This is a genomic window from Luteibacter mycovicinus (assembly GCF_000745235.1).
GTDB lineage: Bacteria > Pseudomonadota > Gammaproteobacteria > Xanthomonadales > Rhodanobacteraceae > Luteibacter > Luteibacter mycovicinus.
Window position 1 is genome coordinate 3,787,945 of the sequence record NZ_JQNL01000001.1, and the last position, 15,137, is coordinate 3,803,081.

Genomic DNA, 15,137 nt, shown 5'->3' on the forward strand with positions numbered 1-15,137 from the left:
ACGAGCCTTGATTCTGGACGGGGCGTCGACGTAACGCGTCTCGCAGCTTCCAAGCCACGATCGCTCATGAAAACCGCCGAAATCCGTTCGACCTTCCTCGAATTCTTCCGTTCCAAGGACCACACCATCGTGCCTTCGGCATCGCTGGTGCCGTCGAACGACCCCACGTTGCTGTTCACGAACTCGGGCATGGTGCCGTTCAAGAACGTGTTCCTCGGCAGCGAAAAGCCAGGCTACGTCCGTGCGGCCGACGTCCAGCGCTGCCTGCGGGCGGGCGGCAAGCACAACGACCTCGACGCGGTGGGCTACACCGCCCGCCACCACACCTTCTTCGAAATGCTGGGCAACTGGTCGTTCGGCGACTACTTCAAGCGCGACGCCATCCGCTTCGCCTGGGAGCTGCTCACCGACGTCTACAAGCTGCCGGCCGAGCGCCTCTGGGTCACCGTGTACCACACGGACGACGAGGCCTTCGATATCTGGAACAAGGAGGTCGGTGTCCCGGTGGACCGCATCGTCCGCATCGGCGACAACAAGGGCGCGCCGTTCGCCTCCGATAACTTCTGGCAGATGGCTGACACAGGCCCCTGCGGTCCGTGTACGGAGATCTTCTTCGACCACGGTGCCGACGTGGCCGGTGGCCCCCCGGGCTCGCCCGACGAGGATGGCGACCGCTACATCGAGATCTGGAACCTGGTCTTCATGCAGTTCGACCGTGCCCCGGACGGCACGCTGACGCCGCTGCCGGCGCCCTGCGTCGACACCGGCATGGGTCTCGAGCGCCTGGCCGCCGTGCTGCAGCACGTGCATTCCAACTACGAAATCGACCTGTTCGCCCACCTGATCGCCGAGGCCGGTCGTCTGACCGCCACCGCCGATCTGTCGAACAAGTCGCTGCGCGTCATCGCCGACCATATCCGTGCCTGCTCGTTCCTCATCGTCGACGGCGTGCTGCCTTCCAACGAAGGTCGTGGCTACGTGCTCCGCCGCATCATCCGTCGCGCCCTGCGCCACGGCTGGATGCTGGGCGTGCGCGGCGATTTCTTCTGGAAGATGGTCGCGCCGCTGGTCGCCGAGATGGGTGAGGCCTATCCGGATATCGCGAAGAAGCAGGCGTTCGTTGAGCAGGCGCTCAAGAACGAAGAAGAGCGCTTCGGCGAAACCCTCGAGCACGGCATGCGTCTGTTCGACGACATCGCATCTCGGGCGGAAAAGGTGATTCCCGGCGTCGACGCTTTCCGTCTGTACGACACGTATGGCTTCCCGGTGGATCTCACGGCCGACATCGCCCGCGAGCGCGGCATGAGCGTCGACATGGACGGCTTCGAGCAGGCCATGGGCGAGCAGCGCACGCGTGCTCGCGCCGCCAGCAACTTCTCGACCAGGGCCCAGTTGCCGGCGGAAGTCGCCAGTGCGGTGTCGCCGACGGTTTTCACCGGCTACGACAGCCTCGAGCTGAGCGATGCCCGGGTGCTCGCGATCGTCCGTGACGGCAAGTCGGTGGATCGCCTCTCCGACGGCGAAGAAGCTTTCCTGTTGCTCGACCGTACACCGTTCTACGCGGAGTCGGGCGGCCAGGTGGGCGATACCGGCGTCCTGCGCAATCCTTCGGGCGCGCTGGCCGTGGCCGATACGCAGAAGGTCGGTGGCGCGTTCTTCGCGCACTTCGGAACCTGGCAGGGGTCCGCGCCGCTGAACAAGGGCGACATCGTCGGCGCCGCGGTGGACGCCTCGCAGCGTCAGGCCACGGTGCTGAATCATTCGGCGACCCATCTGCTGCACGCTGCGCTGCGTACCGTCCTGGGCGACCACGTTTCGCAGAAGGGCTCGCTGGTGGCTCCTGAGCGCCTGCGTTTCGATTTCTCCCACTTCAAGGCGCTGACCGCCGACGAGCTCGCGCTGATCGAGCGCATGGTCAACGACGAGATTCGCCACAACGACGCCGCCGAAGTGCACAACATGGCGTACGACGAAGCCATCGAGTTCGGCGCCATGGCGCTGTTCGGCGAAAAATACGGTGCCGAAGTGCGCGTGCTGAAGATGGGCGACTTCTCGACGGAGCTTTGCGGCGGCACGCACGTGTCCCGGACGGGCGACATCGGTCTGTTCAAGATCGTGGCGGAATCCGGCGTCGCCGCTGGCGTACGACGCATCGAGGCTGTCACCGGCGCGGGAGCCATGGCACGTGTTTCGGATGAAGAACGCGTCCTCGGCGAGGTCTCCGGACTGCTTGCCGCGACCGGTGACGAAGTTGTCGAAAAACTCCGTCAGCTGTTCGATCGACAGAAGAAGCTCGAGCGCGAAATCGAATCCTACAAGGCCAAGGCGGCCAGCTCCGCCTCGGCCGATCTCGCCGCCTCGGCGGTGAATGTCGCCGGTATCAAAGTCGTCGCCGCCCGTATTGAAGGTCTCGATGCCAAGTCGCTGCGCGACAGCGTCGATGTGCTCAAGCAGCAGCTCGGCGATTGCGCCATCGTGCTGGCAGGTGCGGTCGATGGTCGCGTTGCACTCGTGGCAGGCGTCGGCGGCGCCGCGCTGGGCCGGGTCAAGGCCGGCGATCTGGTGGGCGAAGTGGCCTCGAAGATCGACGGCAAGGGCGGTGGCCGCCCTGACATGGCCCAGGGTGGCGGCGTCGACAGCCCGGCGCTTCCCGGTATTCTCGAAAGCATCCCTGCGTGGGTGGAAGCTCGTCTGCGCTGAACGGGAGATAGATGGACCCGTACCAAAGTGCCGTAAAGGCGCTTTGGTACACGTCTTCACGGCTGTGTGCGTTGCTTACGCTGGATTGGCTCAGCTAGTATGATCCGAATGCCGAACGTAATTTTCGGTGTCGGTCCTTCGGATCGGAATGGCAGGACAGCTGGTCAGCGACACACACAACTAGAGCCGGGGAAGGCAGTTCGGCCTTCGATGGTCGAAACGTCAATCCATCGACGGCAAGCACTCGGGGTGAGGTTGTCGTTGGTGGGGAAGCCAATACCTGATTTTATGGAGTATCAATCATGCTGATTCTGACCCGCCGGGTCGGTGAAACCCTGATGATCGGCGACGAGGTGACCGTCACCGTTCTGGGTGTCAAAGGTAACCAGGTGCGCATCGGCATCAATGCACCGAAAAATGTCGCAGTCCATCGCGAAGAGATTTACCAGCGCATCAAGAACGAAGGCGACGCCGGCGGCCATTCCGGGGACGACCACGACCAGTAAGGTCTGAGGCTTTACGAGTCGACCAAGGTTAAGTATCCTTGCCGGCTCGTGAAGGCAGGTCCTTTACGAAACATCCCGGAGAGTTGCCCGAGTGGCCGAAGGGGCTCCCCTGCTAAGGGAGTATAGGGTCAAAAGCCTTATCGAGGGTTCGAATCCCTCACTCTCCGCCAGTTTGCAAAAAGCCCTGTTTTTACAGGGCTTTTTTGTGGGCGGCGCATCAACCCATCGGGTCACGGCCCGGGTCACATTGAGGACCCGATGCGCCTGCCTTCCTATCTGCAACTTGCACCGTCAGGTGTTTGGCACTTTCGCCAACGTGTGCCCGCCGACCTCTTACCCGTCTTCAACAGGCGGTTTCTCAAACATTCCCTCAGGACCCGGGATGTGTTGGCGGCGCAGCGTCTCGCCTTGGCATTCGCCGACCGGTATGCTCGGCTCATCGAACAGGCAAGGGGAATGCACGTGTCGGACAAGGATGTGCCATCGATTGAATCCATCCTCCGGTCAACGGGGAAGAAGAAGTACAAACTCATCCGCCACGCGGACGGCACCGTCGAATTTGAAGCCAAGGGCAAGGCGGACCATGACCTCGGCATGGCCGCCATCGAGCGCATCGGCATCCTCGCCAACGAGCCCTTTGTCCAGAAAACGATGCGGGAGGCGGCGGAACGTGAAGCCGCCGCCAAGCCATTGGTCCCCGTGTTGCCCATCGGCAAGGTGGTGACCCAGTGGCTGGCCGACATCAAGTCCTCGACCTTGCCCAAGACGCTCAGCATCAAGGCGGCGGCGGTCGAGAGCTTCGCCCGGCATTACGGTGAAAAGAAGCCTCTGCATGAGGCAGGGCGCCTGGATGTCGGTCGCTGGATTGAAGCACTGCGCGCATCGGGTCTGTCGACACCGACCATCGTCAACAAGGCCGGTTACCTGCGTGGTTTTTTCGATTGGGTCAAGGCACGCGGGTACTACCCGCCGTTCTCGAAGGACGATAACCCGGCGGCCGGGCAAATCCTGTTCCGGGCAAAAGAGAAGCGGGCACGCCGGGTGCTCGGCTTCAAAGCGTTTAGCGTCGACCAAATCCGGATTCTTTTCTCGCCTGAAGCGCTCGAAGGCCTGTCCGAAGCCGCTCAATGGGGTGCATGGATTGGGCTATACACGGGCGCCCGTGTGGCGGAGGTGGGCCAACTGGCGTTGGCTGACTTTGTTGTTCAGGACGGCACCCCTTCGATTCGAATCACGAACGAGGGCATCGGGCAGAGCGTCAAGAATGACGCCAGCATCCGGACGATTCCCATCCACCCGGCGCTGATTGAGCGCGGATTGTTGGACCGTGTGGCAATGCTAAGAGCATCGGGCGAAACCAGGCTGTTTCCCAAAGTGAAGCTCGATGGCGTCAACGGCGCCGGCAACTGGCTGTCGAAGGCCTTCACCCGGCATGTGGAGAAAAACCTGGCCTTGCCGGCGAAGGGCAAGTTTGGGTTCCACAGTCTGCGAAAGTCTGTTGTTCAGGGCCTTCAAACAGTGGGTGTCGCGTCAGAACTGCGTGCGGCGTATGTCGGGCATGAGTTGGGGGACGAGCATCATGGCTCGTACAGCCGGAAGCCGACGATGGGAGAGCTGCTGGCGGAGGTGTCACAACTACGTTGGTGAGGGAGCAAATGTTGTTCTTGGACTTTCAACCCGATTTGTAAAAGGGCTTAGAAAATGACGAAATCCGCAAAGTTTCTCACGAGAGTTGTCGTTGTAGGAGAGGGCACAATTGAGGTCAAGAAGACAACTGGTTTTTTGGGAAGAACGGTCAAGATAGAAGTCAAAAACGCACCCGAGCTTGCTGATTACGATACGCTCGGAGCCGAAGTCGAGGCTGCTTATGAAGACTTCGACGTTGACGGGTATGATGTGATTCAACTCATGCCGCTAAGCATTGGCAATTCGCGTCCGGAATATTCGCAGTCCGGAAGCAAAGTCAGCTACTTGGGAGAGACGGGGTTCTCTGTCACCAGAGGAGTGATGCTTGTTGCCAAAAGGCGTACGCCATGAGCGCGAGGTTTTTCTCATTCAACACGTCGGCTTCCAATAAATGACCTTAGGGTTAATGTGAGAGCACACAAGGCAATGATGCCAAGCAAGGCGTTCGTGAGAATAATTGATTCCATGGTTGCTCCTTGTCGGGATTGATAATCTGTTTTAGCGAGCTTCTGGCAACTGTCAAGCCTTGAAACAATAGAATCAAAAGCGCGTCTTAGTGTTTGGCTTTGCCCAACACGACACTAAGAGCATCGCAGACCCGTCCGGTCCCGCTCCTTTGGTCCGCACAAGAGCAGAAAAAGCCTTCAAAGCAGGGGTGCCCTTAAAACCGGCGCCCTTTCTCTTGAGAAAAGGGCAGGCGCTCCGCGGTCGTCCCATTGATTCATTTGGACGTCCAAACGCTTGACAGCTGTCGGTTCTCTGCTTTGATGGCTGCGACAGGTCGCGCATTGGTGCGACACATTGCCCACTCCGAGACAGGGCGGGTCCGACGTCGACCAGACAAGGAAGGCCGTGCCCGCGATTCCAGTCCCACCTCTCGCCCATTTGGCGTGCAGTACCCAGGCGCAAAAATTTCCTGTGTCTGCTCCACGGGCGGTGCGACGCAGTCGTGGGTTTCGTGAGAAAATACTCAAAATCCGTTGCAGACGTCTTGTGTCGCCTGCTATGGTTTTTGCTGCTGCGAGCGAACGCCCGGTCAGCCTAAGGACGAGCACACAGCATTATGTGTCCCCAAGGTGGGGATGACCCGAAATCCTTTTGTCAGGAGATGAGCGTGCGCAAGCTGGAATCCCATGAACTCGCCCTGGTCGCCGGTGGTGTAACAACCGGCCTTGGTGTCGGCGTCGACGGCATCGTCAATGCCACCCCAAAACTTGCAACAGATGTGGCCAATCTCATGAACGGCCCGAACCACTGGACTTTCCAGTACGCGCCGGCGAACTCGCCCTACAACGGCAGCGTTACGGTCTTTGGCAGCACACACACCGTTTACATCGACAATCGCTACACCGACAACGCGAGTGTTGCTACAGGCCAGTTTCTTCATGAGCTCGGTCACATTGAAGCAGGCGCTCCGCCTGATGTGACAAAGTTGAGCGAAGCTGACTACATGCGCCTGTCAGTGCTCAATGAGGCGTCCGCCCAGACGACCGCCATGCAGTATGCGTCCGTGCTCAGCGGAGCGGGGCTGCAAGTGCATCTGCCCGGCAGCCAGGAAGCGCTGACCAACGAGATGCATTCGTACCTGAGCATCCTTTCCCAGGTCCAGTCCGGCAACATGCAGATGCCCCAGGCGATGGGTCTACTGCAGCAGCAGTTTTCCAAGTTCATGGCCAACGAAAAGCTGGCTAACGGCATGACCTACATGCAGTATTACGACCAGTTTTGGCACGATAACCATTCATTTCCGGTCAATGGGGGAAATACGGTGGGCGCCACCGGTGGCGGTGGCGGAAGCTTTGTTCACAGCGGTACCGGCGGCGTCAGCGTCAACCCGTTCGATGGCTGGCAACTGTCTCCCTGGTCACCCGTGATGAATCCGACGGTGACCGTCGGCGAAATCAGGCCCTGACCATGAGACGGCTTGTGCTTTGCCTGCTGGCAACCACTCTCTCGGTGTCGGCGACGGATGCGCCCGTGACCGACAAAGGGCGTGCCAGCCCATCGATGAAATCAGTCTTGTCCGAGGTGCAAGCCGTGGGAGAGCGCTCTTCAAGGCTCGACATCACGCAGCTGCTTGCCGTTTTTCCCTCTCTCTCGCCACCTGCTGAGAGCACAAAGGTCAACGGGCGGGGCAAGTGGGTCGGTCAGGGCTTCGTCATGCAAGACAATACCAAGGTGGTGACGGTGGATGCGGACGTCCTCGCTGACGGCACTGTCGTCAGCGCCGACCTGGTTCTCGCCCCTGAGCCCTGCTTTGACCAGTCAAAGGTCGATGCGCTGTACACGGGCCTGCTTGATACCGAGTCCAATGCAAATGTTCCGCCCGACATGGAGAGCATGTACCGGATTCACAGGACGCCGAGGGTCGAGAGCTTCTTTGGAACCGGAGCTCTCCACCGGGGGTGTGTCACTCGCGTCGGATTCCGTTTCATCCCCGCTGCCTGACGAATCACCCGACTGACCCATGCCCAATGCATCAGGGCATCCGTCCGGCACGCGCCGGACGGATGCTTGCAAGGACCGCTGCCGTGCTGTTTCGCAAAGAAGTATTCCAAAGCCGTCAGCACCGCTGGCTCGGTTCCCCCCGCATTGTTGCACCAGTACCTCAACGGTACGCCGCCCTCGCCGCCGTGGCGTTTGCCCTAGGGGTGTTGCTCTGGCTTTGTATCGGGACCTATACCCGCCGTGTTCCCGCCGTTGGTCGCCTGGTCCCGAGCAAGGGGTTGCTCAGTGTCTCGGCACAAACCCCAGGGACCGTTGTCGATGTGTTTGTTTCCGTCGGTCAGGTTGTCTCCAAGGGCTCGCCTCTCGTCGTCGTCTCCGGTGAGCGCAAAAGCAGTGCGCTCGGAAACACGTCCGCCGGCATCGTTGCCACCCTGACCGCCGACCAGTCGCGCTTGACCGCCGACCTCGATTCGGCAAAGGAGCTCAGCGCATCTCAGGCAGCGGCATTGCGTCTGCAGTTGCAAACAAATGCCGACCAGCTCTCCCGCCTCGATGCGCAGGTCGACCTGCAAAAAAGCCAGATAGAGCTGCAAAAGACCATGCTCGACAAGATTGCTCCCTTGCTCGACAAGGGGTATGTGTCTGCCCTCCAGGTCCAGCAGCAAAAAGCCCAGCTCCTGACGTCGCGAACCGACCTTGAATCGCTGTACCGTCAACGGTCGGATGTGGTCCAGCAGCGAAACACGGCCAGTGCACAGCTCGCCCAGCTGTCGATGCAATTGTCCGAGAAACTGTCCGATGTCGGAGGCCGCCTGTCGTCGAGTCGTCAGGCGCTTGCCGCAGCCGAGGTCGACCGGTCAACTGTCCTGCCGGCCCCTGGTGAGGGCGTTGTTTCCTCGGTGCTCATCAAGCCCGGCGAGACGGCGGGGCCGAACCAGGCGCTGGTGACAATTGTGCCAAAAGGCGCACGGCTGCAGGCCCAGCTTCTGGTGGCCAGTGAAGCAGTGGGGTTCGTCAGGAAAGGCACGCCGGTGATGCTCCGCGTTCGCGCTTTCCCCTTCCAGAAGTTTGGTGTGGTCAAGGGGATGGTCGACCAGGTCTCCACCAGTGCCCTGTCTCCCGAAGATGCGGCCATGCTGCTCCATCAGCCACAGGTCCAGCAAGAACCGATGTATCTCATTGACGTAAACGTCCCCCAGCAGGACATCGAAGCCTATGGCGAGCGGCGGGCCATGCACGCGGGCATGGTGGTTGATGCGGACCTCCTTCTCGACAAGCGACGCATAATCGAATGGATATTCGAGCCCCTAATGGGTGCAAAGAGCCGGTATGGGAATGACCAATGAGCGATGCTTCCTCGTTTGAAACCCTTGGGGACGATTTCTCAGGGCATCTTCTGTGGCGCCGGCGCCGTCACCTCCCGGACGTCCGCCAGGTCGAGGCCTCCGAGTGCGGCCTCGCATGCCTTGCCATGGTTCTCGCATGGTGGGGCCGGCATGAATCCCTGAGCGAACTCCGCCGCCGATTTTCCGTGTCGGCCAAGGGCACGACGCTCGAAGACCTCGTTGGCTGGAGCGATGCACTGGGCCTCGTCTCGCGCCCGGTCCGCCTTGAGCTCGATGAGCTCGGCGAATTGGTCACCCCCTGCATTGTCCATTGGGACCTCGACCACTTTGTGGTTTTGAAGTCTGTTTCTGGACGAAAGGTTACGATTCACGACCCTGCCCATGGCCCCCGGACCCTGGACGTCGCCGAAGTCGGCCGACGGTTTACCGGTGTCGCGCTTGAGCTGGCCGCAGGTCCCACGTTCACGACCAAGAAAGCCAGTCCCACCCTTTCGCTCAGGAAACTTGCCGGGTCGGTCAAGGGCCTTCGTGGCGCACTGGGCAACATCTTCGGCTTTGCGCTTGCCCTGGAGGTGGTGGCTTTGCTGATGCCGCAGTTCCTCCAGGTGGTCGTCGACCAGGTGCTCGCGGATTCAGACCGCGACCTTTTGACCTTGCTCGGCACCGGGTTTGTGCTGCTCGTCATCGTCCAGGTCGTCATCACCGCTTTCCGGACGTGGTCGGTGGTGTGGCTGGGTACGCATTTCACAATGAACTGGACGGGCAATGTCTTCCAGCACCTGATGCGGTTGCCGCAAATCTATTTCATGAACCGCCATCTCGGGGACGTGGTCTCCCGGATGGGAGCTATCAACGTCATCCAGCAGAACCTGACCACACAGTTGGTCGGAGCGGTGCTCGATGGTCTGATGGCAGTGGCAACGCTTGTCGTGCTCCTCCTCTACAGCCCCATGCTGACCACCATCATCGTCAGTGGTGTCGTCGTCTACACCCTTTTGCGTCTTGCCTACTTCAAGGCATTCCAGGAGGCCAACCTCAGCCAAATCATGGTCAACGCACACCAGCAGAGCGCACTGATGGAATCGGTGCGTGGCGTGCAGACCATCCGGCTGAACAACAAGGGCGCAGCAAGGTCGGCGCGGTATCTCAACCAGACAGGCGAGGCATTGGGCACCCAGGTCGAGGTCCAGCGGCTCGGCATGGTCTTTGGCATGATGCAGGGGCTTACCGGTGGACTCCAGCGGGTCGGGGTCCTTTGGCTCGGTGCGTGGCTCGCCCTGAAAGGACAGATGACGGCCGGCATGTTGATGGCGTTTGCTGCCTACGGTGAGCAGTTTGCCTCGAGGTCGATGGCGCTGGCCGATTACCTCATCCAGGTCAGGCTTCTGCGGCTGCAGGGGGAGCGTTTGTCGGACATTGTGCTGACACCTGCTGAGCCGTTTGCAAGAGGGGCCTATCAAGGACCACCACCCGAGGCGTCCGTTGCCTTCAAGGGCGTGCGCTTTCGCTACTCCGATTCCGAGCCCTGGGTCATCGATGGCTGCAATTTCGAGGTGAGACGGGGCGAGGCCGTGGCGATTGTTGGACCCTCGGGGTGCGGCAAGAGCACGTTGCTGAGGCTCCTTCTTGGCCTGCTCGACCCCCAGTCCGGGCAGGTGGCCGTGGGCGGGGTGGAGCTCACCCGGCTCGGCAAGGTGGCCTACCGGGAACGGGTAGGCTGCGTCCTTCAAGACGACAAGCTCTTCGCCGGTTCGATTGCCGACAACATCGCCTTTTTCGATGACAACGCCCTTCCGAAGGCTGTCCAAGCCGCAGCAGAGGCTGCCGGACTCCATGACGACATCTGTGCCATGCCGATGGGCTACAACACGCTCGTCGGCGACATGGGCTCGTCTTTGTCCGGTGGCCAGCAGCAGCGGCTCTTTTTAGCCCGCGCACTGTATCGCAAGCCCGATATCCTCGTTCTTGACGAGGCGACCAGCCATCTGGACATCGCCCGGGAGCAGCAGATTGCAACAACCATCGGCCGGATGAACATCACACGAATCATGGTGGCCCACCGGCCAGAGACCATCGCCCTGGCAGACCGCGTCTTTTTCCTCAGCAGCGGGCAGCTCCATGAGGTTCCGGGCCCTCGTCTGGCGGTTCGCCCCATCGATTAGTGTGAAAACAGCAGCCATGTATTGACAGTCTCTAGTTTTGTGCTTTTGTGTATGGACGTCCAAATGGAATCGAGGACGCAACCAGCCAAGGAAGGCCATGACCAGTACCCCCACCTCTGTTGCTCCCACCCCCTTCAAACACGCACGACCCCACCTCACCACCCACAACCGGGCCCAGGGCCATTCCTCGGTGGCCGGTGCCGCCTACCGGCTGGGTCTGAAGCTGACGGACGAGCGCACAGGGGAAACCCACGATTTCCGAAAGCGAAAAGCAGGGGAGGAAATCGTCCGCGCGGTCACGGTGGCGCCCTCAGGTGCCCCGGCCTGGGCGAGTGACCCCCAGGCCCTGTGGAACCGCGTGGAAGCCTCCGAGCACCGGAAGGACGCGCAGGTCGCCCGGGACTACCGCGTGCCCATCCCCATTGGCCTGACCGACGAGCAAGCCGGGGATCTCGCTGAGGACATCGCCCGATACATCAGTGACGCGCTGTTGGTGCCGGTGTCCATCGGTTTGCACCGCGATGCGGACCGCGACGCTCTGGGAAACCTGAAGCCGAACGACAAACAGGGCTTTCACGCACATCTTTTTTTCCCAACCCGCGCCGTCGATATGGGGCAGGCGGACGGGTCAGCCGCCGGTGGAAGCACGGGGTTCGGCCCCAAGCTTTCCATGCTCTCGAACAAGAGAACCTCGGCCGAGTGGGTCGAGCAGCTCAATGCGAGGTGGGCAGAGCTGTCCAACGTCTACCTTGCCGCCGCAAACAAGCCTGAGGTCATTGACCACCGTAGTTACGTCCGCCAGGGCGCCGTCGTCATCCCCCAGCCAAAAATGGGTGTCGCTGCAACGGCGATGGAACGGAAGGGCATGACGACCGCACGCGGTGATGTGCTCCGGGAAGCCTTGGTCATGGCTGAAGTCCAGCGCCGCGTGCAGGACGCCACGAGGACCGCCATACAGGCCGGGCGGGATGTGCGGGTTGTCAGCCTTGCCAACAGCGTCGAGCGGACCGCCACCGCCGCAGTCGGAGCCGCCAAGGGCCGGCCCGCCGGTGCCATCCCCATCGTTGCCAATCCAAGAATCATCATGGCCCGGCCGCAACGGATGGTCCGGACAAGTGCCGTCCAGCGGGAAACCCTGGCTCAGAAAGTGGCTGCTGCTGGGCCGAAGCCAACAAACGCAGCCGAGCAGTTTGCCTTGGAGCGGGCTGTCGCCTTGGTCAACATTCTGGAAGGCTTTCTCCAGACGGCGGCGGCTCAGATGAAAGAGCATGCAAACCTGGCCGAGCAGGTCCGGCGTGCACAGTCTTCCGCGCTGGATGTGCTCCATGAGATTGACCGAAGCCGAACCGCGCGGGAATCTGCCCGCCGTGTTGTTCGTGACCTGACAGCGCTGCATCCCATCCGCATCCGCCTCGCCGATTCGGGTTTACCAGTAAGGGACCCGAGGCAATCGAAGTTAGCTCTGCTCGCGCGCCACGACAACCATGTGCAAGAGGGCAAGAAGGTCGTTCGTACCCTGAAGGCGACGGAGGCCCAGGCACTTCGAGAAGCCAAGGTTGCCAAGGCGGAGCTCGACCGCCGGAAGGCATCGCTGCAGGAGGCGGTGGTCAACCTCGCCAACGAGAATGCCGGCCTGCTTCAACAGGTGCTGTCGTTCCTTCCCCAGGACTCGGCAGAGCTCGTCCGGGAGGCGATGAAAGCAGCGGGCGCGGTCGAAGATGAGCTGGCAGGGGGGACGTCGCTCCCACAGCTGGACGCCGGTTACCAACCCGCCCAGCCAAAGCCAGCCGCTCCCTGATTCAGTCGAAGCGGAGCTTGCCCTTGCGGACCAGCTTCTGGAGGGCCGCAACCTCGACCTCATTGAGGTCAAAGGCCATCTCGTCGGCATTGCCCCTGGACACCGTGAGCTTTCCGGCATCCCACCGGGTCAGTCGGGTAACGTCGACCAGCAGTGGTGCGTCGCCCTTGGCTGCATGGAGGGTCCCGTCGTCTTCGACGCACAGATACCGGATGCCGGCACTGCCAAATCCGTGCGCTTCAATCACCGGTTTTCCCTTGTGGGTCCGCTGGCGGCGGCACGTGGCAAGCCAGTTGGCACAGGTCGATGCCCATTGTTTCCGAAGGCCGTCGACATCAGGCCGCAGCACCTTGGCATGACGCGAGAGCCAGCGCTCAAACGCCTGGGACTCACGGCCGCCCAAGTGTCCCGAGAAGACCTCCGCCTTCGTGCCCTTCGTGTCTTCACCACACCATTTCCGGTGCAAATAACCCGGCACATCGATGGCCGAGAGGGTGACGGTGGAAAGGCCCGTGTATTCCTTCTCGAAGACCGTTTCCATCTGGCCTTGGGTCCCGGAAAACACGGTGCTGTTGATGACGCCGCCCGGCAGCACCCGTCCTACGACCCGGTCCGGGCTGCCTGCGTGATAGACATTCCGGGCTGCAACATAAGACTGGTCGCGAAACGCCATGTCCATCCGGCCAAAGGGAATGGAGCGGACATTCACATCCCCCCTCGGCATCAGGCAAAGGACACGCTTGTCGGTGTCGAGCCACGCCTGGAGCGTTTTTCCTTCAAACTCGTGCCGGTTGGGCAGGGTGACAAGAGTCCGCCAGGCATAGGCGAGCAGCAGCACGCCACCGACCGCAATGGCGGACGCAACATAAAAGAGCACGGGCATGGCGAGGTCCTTTTGGCCTGAAAAGCCGGGCCCGGTCAGTCCAGGCCCTTACTGGTTATGGCTCAGGGTCAGGGAAGGTCAGCAGTGACCAACACTTGTCGGGGCTTGCCGATGGGCTCCCAGATGAGCTCGACGTGGCGGTGCATCATGGTCCCGTGGCCTCGCCCCTGGCCCTCATCAACGCTGTCGACACGGAAGTAATCTTTCGACTCGACGCGCATCTCACCCTTGTTTCGCCGTTCCTCTATCTGGCGGGCAAGGCCTTCGTCCGGAACCGCCACGGCACACATGGATTTGGGGGTTCGGACGACCAGGTTCGTATTGTGTTTGTCGCTGGCGGCGACCCAGCCGTTGTGGGTGCAGCTGTAGAGCGGAAATGACTTTGGTGCCATGACGTAGGAGTCAACGGAATCGAGCATCACCGCCGGGCCGGTGACAAAGAAGGAGGCGGCTCTGGCTCGGCCAAGCAACTCATTGATGCGGGGCAGTTCCTTCTCTTTGATATCCGCTTTCTTGAAAGTGTCCATCTCGGCGAAGTAGCCGGGGGCAAGCGTGTTGAGCTTGTCTTCGTCGGTCGCCGTCTTGGCGCGGGACAGATAGACGATGGTGAAAAAGTCTTTGCCGCCCACACTGGCAGCATCGGTGTACTGGTCGAGCGGGACGTCAGCGGGTGGTTCCGGTGTGGTGTCAGAAGTCTTTTCCGGGCTGGTTGCCCCGGCAACGGGGTGGGGTGATTCGGCCGGACCTGCCGCCTCTCCGGGCTTTCTATCAGTGCATGCGGCAAGCAGTGACACGATTGCCGTGACCACAAAAAGCCTGAACGTCTTCATGGAATCTCCCTGTTTTCCAGATTCTATAACAACACCGAATATTCTCAGACGGAATATTCGAAACTGGCATTTAGCTTGGCTTCACCCTCAGGTGAACCCCATGCCCAAACGCCAGACCGGTCCCAAGTCCATCCACAGCGCCGAGTACGCGGCGTTCTGTGTGTGGCTGACTGAGACCCGGACGGAGCAGGGTGTCACCCAGGTGGCGCTGGCGAAGGCACTGGGGGTCTCCCAGCCCTACATCTCCCACGTCGAAAATGGGGATGTCCGCGTCGACGCGGTCCAGCTCTACCGCTGGCTCCAGGCGCTCGATGTGGACCCCGTCGGGTGGCACGGTGAGCTCTATGCACGGATGGACCGTGCTGCAAAAGCTGGGCGGCGCAAGCGCCAAGGCTGAGCCCGGACCCCGCATGGGGCCAGGTGCCCTAATGGGCCCCCGGTCCCGGCGGGCTCTCCTGCCGCCCAATTTCCATCACCGGGTTCTTGCAGGCGTTCCACGCCTTGACCGTGACCATGACCTGGTCTTTGAACCGGAAGTGGAAGTCATACACACAGGCAGAAGGCGGCAGGGCTATCGATGCTTTTCCACCGTTGTCGATGGCGTCCCCGGCCATGGCAAACCAACGGTCGGTGCCACTCGGTGCATAGGCAACATCTGTCATCCGGCTGTCGCCGGCATTGATGAGAGTCAGCGTCGGCGTGGCCGCGAGAACAGGCGCACTCGAAAACAACAAGACCGGAAAGAAGAGATGCGCAATTTGTCGCATGAAAGCCCCCT

At 61.2% G+C, this 15,137-nt stretch carries 13 protein-coding genes and 1 tRNA gene; 11 read left to right on the forward strand and 3 right to left on the reverse strand.

Annotated elements, in window-relative coordinates; all coding sequences use genetic code 11:
• Positions 1-66: 66 nt before the first annotated feature.
• The 10 genes from alaS to FA85_RS16720 all read left to right on the forward strand — a co-directional run bounded on the left by alaS (position 67) and on the right by FA85_RS16720 (position 12,646).
• Positions 67-2,700, forward strand: a complete 2,634-nt coding sequence (gene alaS, locus FA85_RS16675) for an alanine--tRNA ligase (RefSeq protein WP_036114722.1) — start codon at positions 67-69, stop codon at positions 2,698-2,700.
• Between the two features lie 302 nt (positions 2,701-3,002).
• A complete protein-coding gene (gene csrA, locus FA85_RS16680) occupies positions 3,003-3,206 on the forward strand; it encodes a carbon storage regulator CsrA (RefSeq protein ID WP_036114720.1) in 204 nt (67 codons plus the stop codon).
• Positions 3,207-3,283: 77 nt separating this feature from the next.
• A tRNA-Ser gene (locus tag FA85_RS16685) sits at positions 3,284-3,376 on the forward strand.
• 88 nt (positions 3,377-3,464) lie between these two features.
• Positions 3,465-4,853, forward strand: a complete 1,389-nt coding sequence (locus FA85_RS16690; protein ID WP_156108777.1) for a DUF6538 domain-containing protein — start codon at positions 3,465-3,467, stop codon at positions 4,851-4,853.
• Positions 4,854-4,907: 54 nt separating this feature from the next.
• A complete protein-coding gene (locus FA85_RS21140; RefSeq protein ID WP_051943815.1) occupies positions 4,908-5,243 on the forward strand; it encodes a hypothetical protein in 336 nt (111 codons plus the stop codon).
• A 763-nt stretch (positions 5,244-6,006) separates the two neighbouring features.
• On the forward strand, positions 6,007-6,804 hold the full coding sequence (locus FA85_RS16700; protein ID WP_156108776.1) for a hypothetical protein: 798 nt from the start codon (positions 6,007-6,009) through the stop codon (positions 6,802-6,804).
• Between the two features lie 65 nt (positions 6,805-6,869).
• Positions 6,870-7,340, forward strand: coding sequence for a hypothetical protein (locus FA85_RS16705; RefSeq protein ID WP_156108775.1), 471 nt, complete (start codon positions 6,870-6,872; stop codon positions 7,338-7,340).
• A gap of 83 nt (positions 7,341-7,423) precedes the next feature.
• Positions 7,424-8,686 (forward strand): beta-barrel domain-containing protein, encoded by a 1,263-nt coding sequence (locus tag FA85_RS16710; RefSeq protein WP_051943814.1) that lies wholly within the window; start codon positions 7,424-7,426, stop codon positions 8,684-8,686.
• Positions 8,683-10,848 (forward strand): peptidase domain-containing ABC transporter, encoded by a 2,166-nt coding sequence (locus FA85_RS16715; RefSeq protein WP_051943812.1) that lies wholly within the window; start codon positions 8,683-8,685, stop codon positions 10,846-10,848. Before FA85_RS16710 ends, FA85_RS16715 begins: the two co-directional genes overlap by 4 nt.
• A gap of 97 nt (positions 10,849-10,945) precedes the next feature.
• A complete protein-coding gene (locus FA85_RS16720; RefSeq protein ID WP_036114715.1) occupies positions 10,946-12,646 on the forward strand; it encodes a MobA/MobL family protein in 1,701 nt (566 codons plus the stop codon).
• Position 12,647: 1 nt separating this feature from the next.
• Here the strand turns inward: FA85_RS16720 and FA85_RS16725 are convergent, their stop codons facing one another.
• Together FA85_RS16725 and FA85_RS16730 are read right to left on the reverse strand one after the other, a co-directional pair.
• A complete protein-coding gene (locus FA85_RS16725) occupies positions 12,648-13,529 on the reverse strand; it encodes a hypothetical protein (protein ID WP_036114712.1) in 882 nt (293 codons plus the stop codon).
• Positions 13,530-13,597: 68 nt separating this feature from the next.
• Complete coding sequence (locus tag FA85_RS16730; RefSeq protein ID WP_036114710.1) at positions 13,598-14,359, reverse strand: hypothetical protein; 762 nt, start codon at positions 14,357-14,359, stop codon at positions 13,598-13,600.
• A gap of 100 nt (positions 14,360-14,459) precedes the next feature.
• On the opposite strand from FA85_RS16730, the gene FA85_RS22225 reads away from it, so the two are divergent.
• Entirely contained in the window at positions 14,460-14,756 is a 297-nt protein-coding gene (locus FA85_RS22225; protein WP_036114708.1) for a helix-turn-helix domain-containing protein, read from the forward strand.
• A 28-nt stretch (positions 14,757-14,784) separates the two neighbouring features.
• On the opposite strand, the gene FA85_RS16740 is transcribed toward FA85_RS22225, so the two are convergent.
• Positions 14,785-15,126, reverse strand: coding sequence for a hypothetical protein (locus FA85_RS16740; protein ID WP_036114705.1), 342 nt, complete (start codon positions 15,124-15,126; stop codon positions 14,785-14,787).
• Between the last annotated feature and the right edge of the window lie 11 nt (positions 15,127-15,137).